Genomic DNA, 16,907 nt, shown 5'->3' with positions numbered 1-16,907 from the left:
GCCTCACAGCAGGCGACGGCTGTCCTCCCGCACGACGCGCAGCCATCGGTACCCGTAGGCGTCGAGCGGCACGGTGGCACGACCGCGCTCGTCGCACGTCCACTCCTGCGCGTGCAGCAGGTCGACGAGCCGCACGGCCGGGCTGCCGTCGTCGTCCGCTACGCAGTCGGGCAGGTCGAGCGGGACCTCGACGGCCTCGTCGCCCAGGTTGTGCAGCGCGACCGTCGAGCCGTCCTGCCACGTGCTGCGGTGCGCGAGGACCGCGGCGTGCGGCTGGGCGAGGATCTCGACGTCGGTCGCCCAGCCGAGCTCGGGGCTCTCGCGGTACCGGCGCACGAGCGTCTGGACGAACGTGAGCAGCGACCCGGGGTCGCGCCGCTGGTCCGCGACGTTCACGTGCTCGGGCCCGTACCCGCCCTCGACGACGGGCCCGCTCAGCCGCGACGCACGCGCCCGGGAGAAGCCGCCGTTGCGCTCCGACGTCCACTGCATGGGCGTGCGCACGGCCATCCGCCCCTCGGCGGCCAGGTTCTCCCCCATGCCGATCTCCTCGCCGTAGAACAGCACGGGCGTGCCGGGCAGCGAGAACAGCAGCGAGTAGACCATCCGCACGCGGCGCGGGTCGCCGTCGAGCATCGTCGGCAGCCGGCGGCGCAGGCCACGGCCGTACAGCTGCATGTCCGGGTCGGGGCCGAAGGCCTCGAACACCTCGGCGCGCTCGTCGTCGGACAGCTTGTCGAGCGTCAGCTCGTCGTGGTTGCGCACGAACGTCGCCCACTGCGCGTCGCGCGGGATCGGCGGCCGGGACTGCAGCGTTGTCGCGACCGGGCCCGCGTCACGGCGGGCCAGCGCGAGGTAGAGCTGCTGCATGAGGACGAAGTCGAACTGCAGCGTGAGCTCGTCGCCGTCCGCGAGCCCGTCGCCGTCGTCGTCGCCGAAGAACTGCCGCTGCTCCTCGTACGGCAGGTTGACCTCGCCCATGAGGATCGCGTCGCCCGTGCGCCGCGTGAGGAACGCGCGCAGGGACTTGAGGAAGTCGTGCGGGCGCTCGATGTCGTCGCCCTTGCCCTTCGCGGCGTCGGCCAGGAAGAACGGCACGGCGTCGACGCGGAACCCGGACAGCCCCACCTCCGCCCAGTAGCCGACGACCTTGGCGATCGCGTCGCGGACGCGGGGGTTGGCGGTGTTGAGGTCCGGCTGGTGCCGGTAGAACCGGTGCCGGTAGTACTCGCCGGTCTTCTCGTCAAGCGTCCAGATGCCCGTCTCCTGGTCGGGGAAGACCACCTGGTCGGACGTGTCCGGCGGCTTCGTCGCGCTCCACACGTAGAAGTCGCGGAACGGCGAGTCGACGCTGCTGCGCGCCGAGCGGAACCACGGGTGCCGGTCGCTCGTGTGGTTGACGACGAGGTCGGCGATGACGCGGATGCCGCGGTCGCGCGCCGTGCGGATGAGCTCGACCAGGTCGCCGGCGTCGCCCAGCCGCGGGTCGACACCGAAGAAGTCGATGATGTCGTAGCCGTCGTCGCGGTCGGCCGTCGGGTAGAAGGGCATGAGCCACAGGCACGTCACGCCGAGGTCGGCGAGGTGGTCGATGCGCTGCACGAGGCCCGGCAGGTCGCCGACGCCGTCGTCGTTCCAGTCCATGTACGTCTCGACGTCGAGGCAGTAGACGACCGCGTTCTTCCACCACAGGTCGCCGGTGTCGCGGATCCTCACGCGGTCACCTCCCGCAGCTGCGGGACGAGGTGCTCGCCTGCCATGTCGAGGAAGGCGCGCAGGTTGTACGCCGCCGGGGTGCTCGTGGGCTCGGCGACGGGGTGCTTGTCGCGCCGGGCGGTCTCGTCGGTCGCGACCTGGTGCACGTAGACGGCGTCGAAACCGATCGCCACGAGCGCCGCGATCCGGTCCCGCAGTCGCGCGGGGTCGTGCTCGACGAGCACCGAGCGCCGGACCAGGTCGTCGGTGAGGTTGGGGACGAGCGCGTCGAACGACTCGGGGGTGTCGAGGTCCCACGCGACGGGCGGGCCGACGACGTTGGCGGTCCACTGCTCGCGCGCGAGCGCGAACGCGGCGTCCTCGTCGGGCGCCCACGCGACGTGCACCTGGAGCGCGATCGTGCCGCGCCCACCGGCCGAGCGGTACGCGTCGACGACCTCGCGCAGCACCGCCGGATCCTGGTTGACGGTGACGAGCCCGTCGGCCCAGTCCGCGTGCCGGGCGGCGGTCGCGGGCGTCACCGCGGGGCCGATCAGCAGGGGGCGTTCGGCGGGGAGCGTCCAGAGGCGGGCTCGGTCGACGCGCACGAGCCCGTCGTGCGTGACCTCCTCGCCGTCGAGCAGCGCACGGATGACGTCGACGCACTCGCGCAGCCGCGCGTCGCGCTCGGCCTTCGAGGGCCAGCGGTCGCCCGTGATGTGCTCGTTGACGTTCTCGCCCGAGCCGAGCGCGACCCAGAAGCGCCCCGGGAACATCGCGCCGAGCGTCGCGACCGCCTGTGCGACCACCGCGGGGTGGTAGCGCTGGCCCGGCGCGTTGACGACACCGAACGGGAGGTCGGTGGTCGCGAGCGCGGCGCCGAGCCACGTCCACGCGTAGCCGGAGTGGCCCTGGGTGGCGCTCCAGGGCGCCCAGTGGTCGGAGCACATGCCCGCGTCGAAGCCGACGTCCTGGGCGTGCCGGGCGGCCTCGAGGAGCGCGCGCGGGTGGATCTGCTCGTGCGAGTGGTGGAAGCCGACGACGGTCATGGTGACCGTTCCTACCGGCTGGGGCGGCGTCCCGCGCGGCGAGCGGCCGTGGGTGCGCGGCTCGCCGGGCGACACGCGGCCCGACGGTCGGCCCGCGCCGCCGGCGTCAGCGGGAGCCGGCTCCGGCGGACGCGACGACGGTCGCCGGCACGACGTCGTTCTCGCGGACGAGCCGGTTGGCGGCGGCCGTCGGGAGCGGGGCGAGCGTGACGACGGTCGTGGTCGGCGCGGGCGTGGCGGCGGCCGTGCGACGGCGCCAGGGCAGCCCGCGTCGGGGCGTGCGCGCAGGGCGCTCGGCGGTGAGGTCGCCGTGCGTCGCGGCCTGGAGCGCGACGAGCCCGGCGGTCGGGTGACCGGTCACACCGGCGCCGACAGCGGCGAGGAAGGTGAGGTTCATGGCGGGGTCCTTCCGTGGATGGGAACGCTTCCATCCTACGGACAGCGCTTGCCGTATTCATGGGACGAAAGGCTCGCGGCGGGCGAGTCGGACGTCGCGCTCGTCACACGTCGGCGGCCGCAGGCACCTCGGCGGCCCGCGGGCGCGCCAGGACCGTCGTCAGCGCGAGCAGGACGACCGCGGCGATCGCGACGCCCAGCACGTACCCGGGCGTCAGCGGCATGCCGAGCGCGATCGCCAGCGCCGCACCCGACGCGATGACCACGCGCACGAACGTGCGCTGCTCGTCGAGCCACACCCCGACCGGCCCCGTCGTCACACCCCGCCGCTCCCCCGCGCCGCGCAGCCACGCCACCGACCGCGTCCACGACGAGCGCAGACCCACCGCCGCGGCGCTGCGTCCCGACACGAAGGCGACCACCGCGACGACCAGTCCCAGCACGAGGCCCGACCGCAGCGCGACCCGCAGCAGCGACACCACCTGGTCGTAGACGACGACCGCCGCGTCGGGCCGCTGCACCGCGGGTGGCAGCGCGTTGGCGTACACCGTGCGCCCGACCGTCAGCACGACGCCGAGCAGCAGCATCGCGCCCGCGAGCGTCAGGCCCGCGACGACGAGCGCCCGCGAGCGGTGCTGCGCGAGGAGCACCCCGCCCGCGAGCAGCAGCACGACGACCCACGGCAGCCACGTGCCGAGCACGTCCAGCCAGCCGTACGCGTTCTGCAGCCGCACCAGGTCGGCGCTCTGCACGAGCGGGAAGCTCGCGTTGATCGTCGGGAGCCGGTCCACGATCGTGAAGCCGCGCTCGGACAGCGCCGACTTCACGGCCTCGATCACCGTCGTGAGGTCGACGGTGAGCGTGCCCTGCGCGTTGATCGACGCGATCGCGTCGGGGTCGCCCCGCATGACGGCGACGAGCTGCTCGTGCGCCGTGCGGTTCGCCTCGGTCCACGCGGCGTCGAAGGCGTCCGACGTCACGAGCCGCTCGACGGCCTGGTGCACGAAGCTCGTCGCCGCGCTGACCAGCGGCCCCTGCAGCGAGTCGACCGCGGTCGCGAGCCGCGGCGGCAGCCCGAGCTCGGCGACCGCCGACGTCGCATCCGCGGCCAGCCGCTCCAGGTCGATCGCGTCGACGATCGCCCCCGTCACCCGGTTCGTCACCGCCTGCTGGATCTGCGGCTCGTCGACCAGCGGCGCGACCGTCGCGAGGTACCGGTCGGTGTCGGTCACCAGCCCACGGGCCCACGTGGCCACCACGGCCACGGGGGCGAGCAGCGCCGCGACCACGACGAGCACGACCGAGGCCGTCACGCGTCCGGGACGTCGCCGTCGGCGCGGTACGGCCGGTGCGACCGACGCGTCGGGCGGGTACGACGGCGGCGCGGCCCGGAGGCGGGCGTTCTCCTCCTCGAGCGCTGCGAGCCGGGCCCGCAACGCCGTGAGGTCGTCCGTCCCGTTCCCGTCCGCGGCCTGCGGCACACCCTGACCGGCCATCGCCCCTCCTCGACATGCCCGATTCGTCCCGCTGCCCACGAGCATGGCAGCGTCGCAGGTCAGCGCGCGACCCCTGGCGCGGTACGGTGCCCACCGAGCGCTCCACGCGCGACCGCCGGCCGCACGTCCCGTGCACGTCGTCCCCGGAGGGACCGATGCCCAGACCGCCCGTCCCCGCTCACGACGCCGTCGCCCGCGACCCCCGCAAGCCGCCCGCGTGGCTGCCGCGTGCGTTGCTCATGACCGCGGTCGCCGTGTTCCTCGGCCTGTTCACGTGGCGGGCGCTGTCGCTGCTCGGGTCCGTCATCACCATCGTCGTGATCTCGTGGTTCGTGTCCCTCGCGATGGAGCCGCTCATCCGGTGGCTCGTCGCGCACCGCGTCCGGCGGACGCGCGCCACCGGCATCGTCATGGTCGGCGGGATCCTCGTGATCCTCGTGATCGCCGCGCTGTTCGGCGGGCTGTTCGTCGCGCAGGTCGTCGAGCTCGTCGAGTCGCTGCCGTCGTACTACGAGCAGCTGAAGAGCTGGCTCGACACGTCGTTCGGCGTCGAGCTGCCCGAGTCCGACGAGGTGATCGCCAACGTCGGCGACAACTGGCAGTCGCTCGCGCCGGGCATCATCGGCGTCGGCGCGTCGATCGTGGGCGGCCTGTTCACGCTCACGTCGATCCTGCTCGTCGTCTACTACATGGCCAGCGCGGGGCCGAAGTTCCGGGCCGCCGTCCTGCGGCTGTTCGCGCCGAACCGCCAGCGCGAGATCCTGCGGCTCTGGGAGGTCTCGCAGGAGAAGGTCGCCGACTTCATCAACTCGCGCATCGTGCTCGCCGCGCTCTGCACGGTGTTCACGTGGATCTTCCTGCTCGTGCTCGGCATCCCGTACTCGCTGCCCCTCGCCGCGTTCACCGGCGTCGTCTCGCAGTTCGTCCCGACCGTCGGCACCTACATCGGCGGCGCCCTGCCCGTGGCCGTCGCGCTCGCCGTCGACCCGATCAAGGGCGTCGCCGTGCTGGCGTTCATCATCGCCTACCAGCAGGTGGAGAACCTGATCTTCTCCCCCAAGGTGTCCGCGCGGTCGCTCGAGCTCAACCCCGCGGTGTCGTTCCTCGCCGTCATCGCCTTCGGGGCCGTGTTCGGCCCCATCGGGGCGTTCCTCGCGCTGCCCGTCGCCGCGACCATCCAGGCCGTGTCCTCGACGTACATCCGCCGGCACGAGCTCGTCGACGCCGCGATCCTCGAGGAGGACGCGGAGGCGCTGCGCGCGCGGGGGTGGCACGACGTCGACGAGGACTCGCCCGCGTCGGTCACGCCGCCCGTCGACCCGCACGACGCAGCCCCGCCCGAGGCCGGCGCGACCGACACCGGCACGACCGACACCGACGGGACCGCGGCGCGTCAGCCGTAGAACACCCGCTCGACGACCGCCCGTGCACGCCGGGCGGTCCGCAGGTAGTCCTCCTCGAGGTCCGCACCGCCGCCCGCGGGGTACCCCGCGACGCGCGCGACGCCGCCGAGCGCCTGCCGGTCGTGCGGCAGGACGTCCGCGTGCGCACCCTCGGCACGGCCGGTCCACAGCACGTTCGCGTCCCGCAGTCGCGACGCGAGCTCCCACGCCTCGACGAGCACCCGCGTGTCGTCCTCGGCGATGAGGCCCGCCTCCCGGGCTGCCGCGAGGGCGTCGAGCGTCGACGTGGTGCGTAGGCCGGGCACCTCGTGCGCGTGCTGGAGCTGGAGCAGCTGCGCCGTCCACTCGACGTCGGCGATCCCGCCGCGCCCGAGCTTGAGGTGCCGGGCCGGGTCGACGCCGCGCGGCAGACGCTCCGCCTCGACGCGGGCCTTGATCCTCCGGACCTCGCGCACGGTCGCCGGGTCCAGGCCGCCCTCCGGGTAGCGCAGCGGCGCGATCAGCGCGACGAACCGCTCCCCCAGTGCCGTGTCGCCCGCGACGGGCCGGGCGCGCAGCAGCGCCTGGCTCTCCCACGGCGACGACCAGCGGCTGTAGTACTCGGCGTAGGCGTCGAACGACCGCACGAGCGGGCCGTTGCGTCCCTCCGGTCGCAGGTCGGCGTCGACCGCGAGCGTCGGCTCCGGCCCCACCGAGCCGAGCAGGGACCGCAGCTGCGTCGCGACGGACAGCGCGAACTCCTGCGCGACGGCCGCGTCGGCCCCGGGCAGCGGGTCGTGCACGAACAGCACGTCCGCGTCCGACGAGTAGCCCATCTCGCCGCCGCCGAGCCGGCCCATCGCGACCACCAGCATCCGCGTCGGGTTCTCGTCGAGCCCGAGCGCGACACGCGCCTCCCACTCCGCGACGCGCAGCGTCCCCGACAGCACCATGTCGGCCGCGCGGGTCAGGCTCCGTGACGCCCGGACGCTCGTGAGGACGTCGAGCACGTCGGCCGCGGCCGTGCGCGCGAGCTCGCGGCGGCGCAGTCCGCGCAGGGCGAGGGCCGCGGGCACGGGCTCGTCCGCACGCGTGAGGACCGCGTCGGCCTCGGCCGCGAGGCGCTCCGCCGTGCGCGGCTCGAGCTCGGCGTCGTCGGCCAGCCACGTGACCGACTCCGGCGACCGGGACAGCGCGTCCGCGACGTACCGGGACGTCGACAGGACGTGCGCGAGGCGCTGCGCCACGGTGCCCGAGTCCCGGAGCAGCTTGAGGTACCAGTGGGTCGTCCCGAGGTCGTCCGAGAGGCGGCGGAACGCGAGCAGGCCGCCGTCGGGGTCGGCGCCGTCGGCGAACCAGCCGAGCATGACGGGCAGCAGCTGGCGCTGGATCGACGCGCGCCGCGACACGCCCTCGGTGAGCGCCGCGATGTGCCGCAGCGCACCGGCGGGGTCGCGGTAGCCGATCGCCGCGAGGCGCGCCCGTGCCGCGTCGGGCGCGAGGCTCGCCTCCTCGGTCGACAGCTGCGCGGTCGCGGGCAGCAGCGGGCGGTAGAAGAGCTCCTCGTGCAGGTGCCGGACGTCACGCCGCACCGACCGCCACCGCTCGAGCAGGCCCTGGGCGCCCTCGGCCCGCAGCCCGACCGACCGGGCGAGCCGCTGCAGGTCGGCATCGGCGGTCGGCAGCAGGTGCGTGCGGCGCAGCCGGTGCATCTGGATGCGGTGCTCGACGAGCCGCAGCCACCGGTAGCAGACCGCGAGGCGCGCGGCGTGCTCCCGCCCGACGTAGCCGCCCGCCGCGAGGGCCGCGAGCGCCGTGAGCGTGCTGGGGCTGCGGATCGAGTCGTCGGCGCGGCCGTGCACGAGCTGCAGGAGCTGGACGGTGAACTCGACGTCGCGCAGGCCGCCGACGCCGAGCTTGAGCTGACGGTCGGCCTCCGCGGCGGGCACGTGCTGCTCGACGCGGCGACGCATCGCCTGCGCGTCCTCGACGAAGTTCTCGCGCTGCACGGCCGCCCAGACGAACGGCTGCACCATCGCCGCGTACTCGCGCCCCAGGTCGGGGTCGCCCGCGAGCGGCCGCGCCTTGAGCAGCGCCTGGAACTCCCACGTCTTGGCCCACCGCTCGTAGTACGCGCGGTGGCTCGCGATCGTCCGGACCAGCGGGCCGTCCTTGCCCTCGGGACGCAGCGCGGCGTCGACGGGCCACAGCGCGGGCTCGCCCGACGCGGTCGAGCACACGCGTGCGAGGCCGGCGGCCAGCCGGGCACCCGCCGCGAGCGCCTCGGCCTCGTCGACGCCGTCGACGGGCTCGGCGACGTAGATGACGTCGACGTCGCTCACGTAGTTGAGCTCGCGCCCGCCGGTCTTGCCCATGCCGATGACGGCGAGCCGGACGCCCGCGCCGTGGTCGTCGAGGTCGCCGCGCGCGACCGCGAGCGCGCCCTCGAGCGCCGCCGCCGCGAGGTCCGCGAGCGCGGCCGCGACGCCGGGCAGCCGGGACAGCGGGTCGGTGGCCGTGACGTCGGCGGCCGCGATCCGCAGCAGCCGGGTGCGGTACGCGCGCCGCAGCGCGTCGGTGCCGCCCGGCGCGGTCGCGACCGGGACGGCCGCGTCGGGGTCGGCGCCGACCGCGTGGAGGAGCTCGGCCCGCACGGCGCCGACGGGCACGCCGAGCGCGGGCTCGTCGTCGACCAGCACGCGCAGGTTCTCGGGGTGCGCGACGAGCGTGTCGCCCAGCGCCACGGACGCCCCGGCGACGCCGAGCAGCCGGTCGCGGGGCGGACCGCCGTCGAGCACGACGTCGCGCAGCAGACCCCCGAGCTCGTCGTCGCCGCGGACGGCGCCGGCGAGCTTGGCGAGCGTGAGCAGCGCCTGGTCGGGGTCGGCGAGCTCGTGCAGCTCGCCCGCCAGGACGTCGGCAGCCCCCGGCACGACCTCCTGCAGGGCGGCGTCCTCGAGCAGCCGCTGCGCGCGCGCCACGTCGGCGACGCCTGCCCGCGTGAGCCGCCCCGCGAGGCTGCCGCTGCGTCCGTCGACGGTCACGACGGCCCCCGTCCGTCGGCGTGCACCGTCGTCCGCTCGGCGAGGTGCTCGGTCATGAGCCAGATCCCGGGCGCGACCATGCGCACCGTCACAGGACCGGCAGGAACCGCCGCAGCTCGTACGGCGTGACCTGCGCGCGGTACTCGTCCCACTCCTGGCGCTTGTTGCGCAGGAAGTAGTCGAAGACGTGCTCGCCCAGCGTCTCGGCGACGAGCTCCGACTTCTCCATCACCGCGATGGCGGCGTCGAGGGACTGCGGCAGCGGGTCGATGCCGAGCGCGCGGCGCTCCGCGTCGGTGAGCTCCCACACGTCGTCCTCGGCGCCCTCGGGGAGCTCGTAGCCCTCCTCGATGCCCTTGAGTCCGGCGGCCAGGATGACCGCGAACGCGAGGTACGGGTTGGTCGCGGAGTCGACCGCGCGGTACTCGATGCGGCTCGAGTTGCCCTTGCCCGGCTTGTACAGCGGGACACGGACCAGCGCGGAGCGGTTGTTGTGCCCCCAGCAGACGTAGCTCGGCGCCTCGGCACCTCCCCACAGCCGCTTGTAGGAGTTGACGAACTGGTTGGTCACGGCGGTGATCTCGGCGGCGTGCTTGAGCAGGCCCGCGATGAACGAGCGCGCGGTCTTCGACAGCTCGAGGTGCCCACCCGGCTCGTGGAACGCGTTGCGGTCGCCCTCGAACAGCGACAGGTGCGTGTGCATGCCCGAGCCCGGCTGGTCCGACAGCGGCTTCGGCATGAAGGACGCGAACACGCCCTGCTCGAGCGCGACCTCCTTGACGACCGTGCGGAACGTCATGATGTTGTCCGCCGTGGTCAGGGCGTCGGCGTAGCGCAGGTCGATCTCGTTCTGGCCCGGCCCGGCCTCGTGGTGCGAGAACTCGACCGAGATGCCCATGGACTCGAGCATCGTGATCGCGGCGCGGCGGAAGTCGTGCGCGGTGCCGCGCGGCACGTGGTCGAAGTAGCCGCCCTGGTCGACCGGCACGAGCGCCTGGGTCGGGTCCGCGGGGGCCTCGAACAGGTAGAACTCGACCTCGGGGTGCGTGTAGAAGGTGAAACCCTGGTCGCTCGCGCGGGACAGGGCGCGCTTGAGCACGTGCCGGGAGTCCGCGAGCGACGGCGCACCGTCGGGCGTCAGCAGGTCGCAGAACATGCGGGCGGTGCCGTGCCGCTCACCGCGCCAGGGCAGCACCTGGAACGTCGACGGGTCGGGACGGGCGATCATGTCCGCCTCGTAGACGCGTGTCAGGCCCTCGATCGCGCTGCCGTCGAAGCCGATCCCCTCGGAGAACGCGTTCTCGAGCTCGGCCGGCGCGACCGCGACGGACTTGAGGATCCCGAGCACGTCGGTGAACCAGAGGCGGATGAAGCGGATGTCCCGCTCCTCGACCGTGCGGAGCACGAACTCCTGCTGCCTGTCCATGGCGTACATCCTGCCCGATGCGAGAGCCGTCCGGCCGCCATCCCCACGCCGACGTGGCGGGCGGTCCCCGTGGCGGTGACTAGGCTCGACGCCATGACGAGGCCGCGTATCGCCCTGGCCCAGATCGACACCTGCGTCGGCGACGTCGACGGCAACGCCGCGGCGGTCGTGACGTGGGCGCGCAAGGCCGCGGACGCGGGCGCCGACCTCGTCGTCTTCCCCGAGATGACGCTCACCGGGTACCCGATCGAGGACCTCGCGCTGCGGGCGTCGTTCCGTCGCGGCGCCGAGGCGGCGCTCGAGCGGACGGCCGCCGAGCTCGTCGACGCCGGGCTCGGCGACCTCACGGTGCTCGTGGGGACCGTCGGGGAGCACGGTGCGGGCGACTCGGCCGCACCCGACGACCGCGGGCTGCCCACCAACCAGGCGGTGCTCCTGCGGCACGGGAAGGTGCAGACCCGCTACGACAAGCACCACCTGCCGAACTACGGGGTGTTCGACGAGTTCCGCATCTTCGCGGCCGGCGACGAGACGTGCGTGATCGACGTCGCGGACGCGCGCGTGGGCGTCGTCATCTGCGAGGACATCTGGCAGGACGGCGGGCCGGTCGCGCAGATGGACGAGAACGACGTCGACCTGCTCGTCGTGCTCAACGGCTCGCCCTACGAGGAGGGCAAGGGCCACGTCCGGGTCGACCTGGCAGCCCGCCGCGCCCGCGAGGTCGACGCGCCCGTCGCATACGTCAACCTCGTCGGCGGCCAGGACGACCTCGTGTTCGACGGCGGGTCGTTCGTCGTGGGCGTCGACGGGACGGTGCTCGCGAGCGCGCCGCAGTTCGTCGAGCACCTGCTGGTGTGGGACCTGCCCGAGCGCGGCGCCGCGCCCGAGCCCGGTTCGCTCGCCGGGCCGCTCGAGGCCGACGAGGAGGTCTACCGGGCGATCGTCACCGGCCTCGCGGGGTACGTCCGCAAGAACGGGTTCCGGTCGGTGCTGCTGGGCGTGTCGGGCGGGATCGACTCCGCGCTCACCGCCGCGATCGCCGCCGACGCGATCGGCGGGGAGCACGTCGTCGGCGTGTCGATGCCGTCGTCCTTCTCCTCCGAGCACAGCAAGGACGACGCCGCGGACCTCGCCCGGCGGATCGGCGCCGACTACCGCGTCCAGCCGATCGCGTCGGTCGTCGACGCGTTCCAGGAGCACCTCGCGCTCGACGGGGTCGCCGAGGAGAACCTGCAGGCGCGCGTGCGCGGCGTCCTGCTCATGGCGATCTCGAACCGCGAGGGGCACCTGGTCATCGCGCCCGGCAACAAGTCGGAGCTCGCGACGGGCTACGCGACGATCTACGACGCGGGCAGCATCGGCGGGTTCGCGCCGCTCAAGGACGTCGACAAGTCCCGCGTCTGGGCGCTCGCGCGCTGGCGGAACGCGCACGCCGCGGCCCGCGGCGAGACGCCGCCCATCCCCGAGTCGTCGATCACCAAGCCGCCGTCCGCCGAGCTGCGCCCCGGCCAGACCGACCAGGACTCGCTCCCGCCCTACGACCTGCTCGACGAGGTGCTCGACGCGTACGTCGAGCACGCCGAGGGCCGCGCGGAGCTGCTGGCCCGCGGGTTCGACCCGGCCGTCGTCGACAAGGTCGTCACGCTCGTCGACCGCGCCGAGTGGAAGCGCCGGCAGTACCCCCTCGGCCCCAAGGTGACCGCGCTCGCGTTCGGGCGCGACCGCCGCCTGCCCGTGACGTCCCGGTGGCGCGAGCCCTGAGGCGTCACCCACCCGCGACCGTCGTGACCCGACCGCACCCCAGGAGCACACCCTCATGACCCAGAACGTGAAGCGCGTGCGCGTGCACCACCTGCGCCAGGCCAAGGAGCAGGGCGATCGCCTCTCCATGCTCACCGCCTACGACGCGGTGACCGCGCGGATCTTCGACGAGGCCGGCGTCGACATGCTGCTCGTCGGCGACTCGATCGGGAACACCATGCACGGGCACGCGACGACGCTCCCGGTCACCGTGGACGACCTGATCCCGCCCGCCCGGGCCGTCGCGCGGGCCGCGCAGCGCGCGTTCGTCGTCGTCGACTTCCCGTTCGGCTCGTACGAGGCCGGGCCCGAGCAGGCGCTCGCGACCGGCGTGCGGCTCATGAAGGAGACGGGCGTCGACGCGGTCAAGCTCGAAGGCGGCAAGCGCGTGGCGCGGCAGATCCGCGCGCTCACCGACGCGGGCATCCCCGTCGTGGGCCACCTGGGCTACACCCCGCAGTCCGAGAACCTGTTCGGCGGTCCGCGCGTGCAGGGGCGCGGCGACGTCGCGGCGGAGCGGCTGTCGGAGGACGCGCTCGCGATCACCGAGGCCGGCGCGGTCGCGATCGTGCTCGAGATGGTCCCCGCACCGCTCGCGGCCCGCATCACCGAGATCGTCGCCGTGCCGACCATCGGCATCGGGGCCGGCGCGCAGTGCGACGGCCAGGTGCTCGTCTGGGTGGACATGGCCGGCATGACGGACTGGTCGCCGCGCTTCGCCAAGCGGTTCGGCGAGGTCGGGGCGGCGCTCAAGGCTGCTGCGACGTCGTACATCGACGAGGTCCGCGGCGGCACGTTCCCCGACGCGGCGCACCAGTTCGACGCGTGACGCCCGCGCGGGTCGCGGGCTGGGTCCTCGCCGCGGTCGCGGCGGTCGTGGTCGTCGTCCTCCTGGTGCCGGTGGGCGGCGGCCTGTACGGGGTCGCGCAGCTCGTCTCGTTCCGCGCGGTCCTCGGGGCCGGGGCGCTCGCGGTCGCGCTGCTCCTGGCGGCCGTGCCGTGGGCGCGCCGACCGATGCTGCCGCTCGTCGTGGTGCTCGCGGTCGGCGCCGTCGGCCAGGCCGGCGTGCTCGCGTGGCGTTCGGTCCCGCTCCCCGGGACCGGGGCGACGACCGCAGCTGCGACGAGGTCCGCGAGCGGTGAGCTCGTCGTCCTCTCGTTCAACACGCTCGACGTCGTGCGGGCCCCGGTGCTCGCCGACCTCGTCGACGCCCAGGACGCGGACGTCGTCGTGCTGCCGGAGACGTCGGCCGGGACGGCACACGACGTCGCCGCGCTGCTCGCCGACCGCGGCCGTCCGATGCAGGTGCTCACCGCCCCCGGCGACGTGCCCACGATCGCCGGGACCGCGCTGCTCGTCTCCCCCGACGTCGGCCGCTATGCCGACGCCGACCCGCTGCCGACCCGGCTCGGCTCGCTCCGCGCCGAACCCGTCGACGACGGACCCGTGCTCGTCGCCGCGCACCCCCTGGCGCCGATTCAGCGGTCGGCGATGCGGACGTGGCGCGAGGAGACCGCGCTCGTCGCGCGCACGTGCGCGCAGACACCCGGTGCGATCGTCGCAGGCGACCTCAACGCGACGCTCGACCACCCGGGGCTGCGGTCGCTCGGGCCGTGCGTCGACGCGGCACGGGCGGCCGGCATGGGCGCGCACGGCACGTGGCCCGCGAGCGCGCCGACCCTGCTGGCGGCACCCATCGACCACGTGCTCGTGGACGGCCGTCGCTGGCGCGTGACGTCGTTCGACGTCCTGCCGCCGACCGGCGGAAGCGACCACCGCCCGGTCGTCGCGCGGCTCGTCGCGCGCTGAGCCGACACCGGGACGCGGGCGCGGCTCGTCGCGCGCTGAGCCCGGCCGCGGGGGCGGCCGCCGTCAGCGGCTGCGGCGGTCCTCCTCGTCCCAGTTCTCGGTCCGCTGCCGCGCCCGCTCCAGCGCGTGCTCCGCCTCCTCGCGCGTCGCGTACGGGCCCATGAGCTTGCTCCAGTCGCTCTGGCGGCCCTCCTCCACGACGTGGGTCTCGGTGTTGTACCAGTACTGCGTCGCCATCGTCCGCTCCCTTCGCGTCGCCGCCCGCGGCCTGTCCCGGCCGGGCCGCCCCCTCGTGCTGTCCGTAGACTGCCAGGTATGCCGCCCGTGCACGCGCCACGATCCGCCCTGGTCCCGGGCACGGTGAGCCCTCGCCGCGCCGTCCCCTCGACCATCGCCCGCCCCGAGTACGTCGGCAAGCCCGGCCCCGCGCCCTGGCGCGGCAGCAACGTCCTCGACGACGAGACGGTCGCACGGGTCCGCGTCGCCGCGCGCATCGCGGCGCAGGCGCTCGAAGAGGTCGGCCGGCACGTCGAGCCGGGCGTCACGACCGACGCGCTCGACGCGATCGGCCACGAGTTCCTGCTCGACCACGGCGCCTACCCCTCGACGCTCGGCTACCGCGGCTTCCCGAAGTCGCTGTGCACGTCGGTCAACGAGGTCATCTGCCACGGCATCCCCGACTCGACCGTCGTCGAGGACGGCGACCTCGTGAACATCGACGTCACCGCGTACATCGGCGGCGTGCACGGCGACAACAACGCGACGTTCCTCGCGGGCGACGTCGACGAGGAGTCGCGCCTGCTCGTGGAGCGCACGCGCGAGTCGCTCGACCGCGCGATCAAGGCCGTGAAGCCGGGCCGCGAGGTCAACGTCATCGGCCGCGTCATCGAGAAGTACGCCGCCCGGTTCGGGTACGGCGTCGTGCGCGACTACACCGGCCACGGCGTCGGCCCCGCGTTCCACACGGGCCTCGTCATCCCCCACTACGACGCCGCGCCGCTCTACGACACCGTCATCGAGCCCGGCATGGTCTTCACCATCGAGCCCATGCTCAACCTCGGCACGCCCGACTGGGTCGTGTGGGACGACGACTGGACCGTCGTGACGGCCGACGGCCGTCGCAGCGCGCAGTTCGAGCACACCCTGCTGGTCACCGACACCGGAGCGGAGATCCTGACACTGCCATGAGCCACGACAAGCACTCCAAGCACGGCAAGAAGAAGCACGACGTCGCGTTCGGCATCGACATCGGCGGCAGCGGCATCAAGGGCGCACCCGTCGACCTGCACGCGGGCGAGTTCGCGTCCGACCGGGTCCGCATCCCCACCCCGCTGCCCGCGACGCCCGACGCCGTGTCGCAGACGGTCGCGGAGGTCGTCGCGAAGTTCGACCTCGACAAGGACGTGCCGATCGGCGTCACGTTCCCGGCCGTGATCTTGCACGGTGTCGCGCAGTCCGCCGCGAACGTCGACAAGTCCTGGATCGGCACCAACGTCGAGACCGCCGTCGGCGCGGCGACCGGCCGGAAGGTCGTCGCCGTCAACGACGCCGACGCCGCCGGGTTCGCCGAGGTGAAGTACGGCGCCGCGAAGGACGTCGACGGCGTCGTGCTCGTCGTGACGCTCGGCACCGGCATCGGGTCCGCGCTCATCGTCGACGGTCGCCTCGTCCCGAACACCGAGCTCGGGCACCTCGAGATCGACGGGTTCGACGCCGAGTCCCGCGCCGCCGACTCCGCGCGCGACCGCGAGAGCCTCGACTGGGCGGCGTGGTCGCAGCGGCTCCAGCGCTACTTCACGGTCGTCGAGAACCTGTTCTGGCCCGACCTCATCGTCGTCGGCGGCGGCGTCAGCAAGCACCACGAGCAGTTCCTGCCACTGCTGGACCTCCGCACCCGCATCATCCCCGCCGAGCTGCGCAACGCGGCGGGCATCGTGGGCGCCGCGGCCCTCGCGGCGAAGGCGCACTGACCACCCGCCCGCGCCCGCTCGTCGAGCTCGCCGCCGGCGTCCACGTCGCGACGAGCGCGGTCTACGCGACGACGTCCAGCCTCGTCGTGGGCGACGACGGCACGACGCTCGTCGTCGACCCGGGGGTCACGGCCGGCGAGGTCGCCGGGCTCGGCGCGGCCGTGGCGCGCCGCGGGTGGCGGCCCGTCGCCGTGTGGTCGACGCACGCGCACTGGGACCACGTGCTCGACGGGCACGGCGTACGGGGCCTGCCGCGGTGGCGCGCCGGGGAGCTGGGCTCCTTCGGCCCGGGTTGGGCGGAGTCGCTGACGCGGTCACGTGACGACGACGCGGCGCTGGCCGCGGTGCTCGCCGCGCACCCCCAGGACGGCCCCGCCGACGTCGTCGCCGTGCCGCCGGTCCCGTACCCGCGCGCGGCTGGCACCGACCGGCTCGACTGGCCGGGCCCCGAGGTCGTCGTCGTCGCGCACGCCGCGCACGCACCCGACCACGGTGCGCTCGTCGTCGTGCACGCAGGCGTGCTGCTGTGCGGCGACATGCTGTCCGACCGCGAGGTCCCGCTCCTCGACGACACCGCGGCCGACCCCGTCGGCGACTACCGCGCCGGTCTCGACGCCCTCGCCTCGGCGGTCGAACGCTTTGACCTCGCCGCCGTCGTCCCGGGGCACGGCTCCCCCGGCGACCACGACGAGCTCGACCGGCGCCTCGACGCCGACCGCGCCTACCTCGACGACCTGGTCGCCGGACGGTCCGACGACCCGCGCCTCGCCGACCCGTGGGTGGCCGACGCGCACGCCGCCCAGGTCGCCGCCCTGCACCGCTGAGGCGCGTGCGACCATG

At 74.2% G+C, this 16,907-nt stretch carries 14 protein-coding genes; 7 read left to right on the top strand and 7 right to left on the bottom strand.

The genetic code is table 11. The annotated features are described in order from the left end of the window. Window positions 1-3: 3 nt before the first annotated feature. The 4 genes from KOV94_RS11495 to KOV94_RS11480 all read right to left on the bottom strand — a co-directional run bounded on the left by KOV94_RS11495 (window position 4) and on the right by KOV94_RS11480 (window position 4,636). On the bottom strand, window positions 4-1,716 hold the full coding sequence (locus KOV94_RS11495; protein ID WP_218052104.1) for an alpha-amylase family protein: 1,713 nt from the start codon (window positions 1,714-1,716) through the stop codon (window positions 4-6). Then, complete coding sequence (locus KOV94_RS11490) at window positions 1,713-2,744, bottom strand: TIGR03885 family FMN-dependent LLM class oxidoreductase (protein WP_218052103.1); 1,032 nt, start codon at window positions 2,742-2,744, stop codon at window positions 1,713-1,715. Before KOV94_RS11490 ends, KOV94_RS11495 begins: the two co-directional genes overlap by 4 nt. Window positions 2,745-2,850: 106 nt before the next feature. Beyond that, entirely contained in the window at window positions 2,851-3,141 is a 291-nt protein-coding gene (locus KOV94_RS11485) for a hypothetical protein (RefSeq protein ID WP_218052102.1), read from the bottom strand. A gap of 103 nt (window positions 3,142-3,244) precedes the next feature. Next, window positions 3,245-4,636: a hypothetical protein gene (locus KOV94_RS11480; RefSeq protein WP_218052101.1), complete on the bottom strand. Its 1,392-nt coding sequence runs from the start codon at window positions 4,634-4,636 to the stop codon at window positions 3,245-3,247. A 155-nt stretch (window positions 4,637-4,791) separates the two neighbouring features. Here KOV94_RS11480 and KOV94_RS11475 point away from each other — a divergent pair, with 155 nt between their 5' ends. Continuing rightward, entirely contained in the window at window positions 4,792-6,039 is a 1,248-nt protein-coding gene (locus KOV94_RS11475; protein WP_124343260.1) for an AI-2E family transporter, read from the top strand. Here KOV94_RS11475 and KOV94_RS11470 read toward each other — a convergent pair. Both KOV94_RS11470 and KOV94_RS11465 read right to left on the bottom strand, forming a co-directional pair. Continuing rightward, complete coding sequence (locus KOV94_RS11470; protein ID WP_218052100.1) at window positions 6,030-9,062, bottom strand: bifunctional [glutamine synthetase] adenylyltransferase/[glutamine synthetase]-adenylyl-L-tyrosine phosphorylase; 3,033 nt, start codon at window positions 9,060-9,062, stop codon at window positions 6,030-6,032. The two genes, KOV94_RS11475 and KOV94_RS11470, sit on opposite strands and share 10 nt — an antisense overlap. An 88-nt stretch (window positions 9,063-9,150) precedes the next feature. Next, on the bottom strand, window positions 9,151-10,488 hold the full coding sequence (locus KOV94_RS11465) for a glutamine synthetase family protein (RefSeq protein ID WP_124344329.1): 1,338 nt from the start codon (window positions 10,486-10,488) through the stop codon (window positions 9,151-9,153). Window positions 10,489-10,581: 93 nt separating this feature from the next. Between KOV94_RS11465 and KOV94_RS11460 the strand changes: the two genes are divergently transcribed. The 3 genes from KOV94_RS11460 to KOV94_RS11450 are packed head-to-tail and all read left to right on the top strand — an operon-like array spanning window position 10,582 to window position 14,097. Further along, on the top strand, window positions 10,582-12,249 hold the full coding sequence (locus KOV94_RS11460; RefSeq protein WP_218052099.1) for an NAD+ synthase: 1,668 nt from the start codon (window positions 10,582-10,584) through the stop codon (window positions 12,247-12,249). A gap of 55 nt (window positions 12,250-12,304) precedes the next feature. Next, complete coding sequence (panB, locus tag KOV94_RS11455; protein WP_218052098.1) at window positions 12,305-13,117, top strand: 3-methyl-2-oxobutanoate hydroxymethyltransferase; 813 nt, start codon at window positions 12,305-12,307, stop codon at window positions 13,115-13,117. Then, window positions 13,114-14,097 carry an endonuclease/exonuclease/phosphatase family protein gene (locus KOV94_RS11450; protein ID WP_218052097.1) on the top strand — a complete coding sequence of 328 codons (984 nt, stop codon included), beginning with the start codon at window positions 13,114-13,116 and terminating at the stop codon, window positions 14,095-14,097. Before panB ends, KOV94_RS11450 begins: the two co-directional genes overlap by 4 nt. Window positions 14,098-14,160: 63 nt before the next feature. Here the strand turns inward: KOV94_RS11450 and KOV94_RS11445 are convergent, their stop codons facing one another. Then, window positions 14,161-14,334 (bottom strand): SPOR domain-containing protein, encoded by a 174-nt coding sequence (locus KOV94_RS11445; protein WP_218052096.1) that lies wholly within the window; start codon window positions 14,332-14,334, stop codon window positions 14,161-14,163. 78 nt (window positions 14,335-14,412) lie between these two features. Between KOV94_RS11445 and map the strand changes: the two genes are divergently transcribed. Genes map through KOV94_RS11430 form a run of 3 tightly spaced genes read left to right on the top strand, consistent with a single transcriptional unit; the run spans window position 14,413 to window position 16,891 of the window. Then, window positions 14,413-15,285, top strand: a complete 873-nt coding sequence (gene map, locus KOV94_RS11440; protein WP_124344324.1) for a type I methionyl aminopeptidase — start codon at window positions 14,413-14,415, stop codon at window positions 15,283-15,285. Beyond that, window positions 15,282-16,067: a polyphosphate--glucose phosphotransferase gene (gene ppgK / locus KOV94_RS11435; RefSeq protein WP_218052095.1), complete on the top strand. Its 786-nt coding sequence runs from the start codon at window positions 15,282-15,284 to the stop codon at window positions 16,065-16,067. Before map ends, ppgK begins: the two co-directional genes overlap by 4 nt. Continuing rightward, on the top strand, window positions 16,064-16,891 hold the full coding sequence (locus KOV94_RS11430; RefSeq protein ID WP_225916563.1) for an MBL fold metallo-hydrolase: 828 nt from the start codon (window positions 16,064-16,066) through the stop codon (window positions 16,889-16,891). Before ppgK ends, KOV94_RS11430 begins: the two co-directional genes overlap by 4 nt. The last annotated feature ends 16 nt before the right edge of the window (window positions 16,892-16,907 follow it).

This window comes from Cellulomonas algicola (genome assembly GCF_019024305.1).
GTDB lineage: Bacteria > Actinomycetota > Actinomycetes > Actinomycetales > Cellulomonadaceae > Cellulomonas > Cellulomonas algicola.
This window is presented reverse-complemented; position numbering and strand designations above follow the sequence as displayed.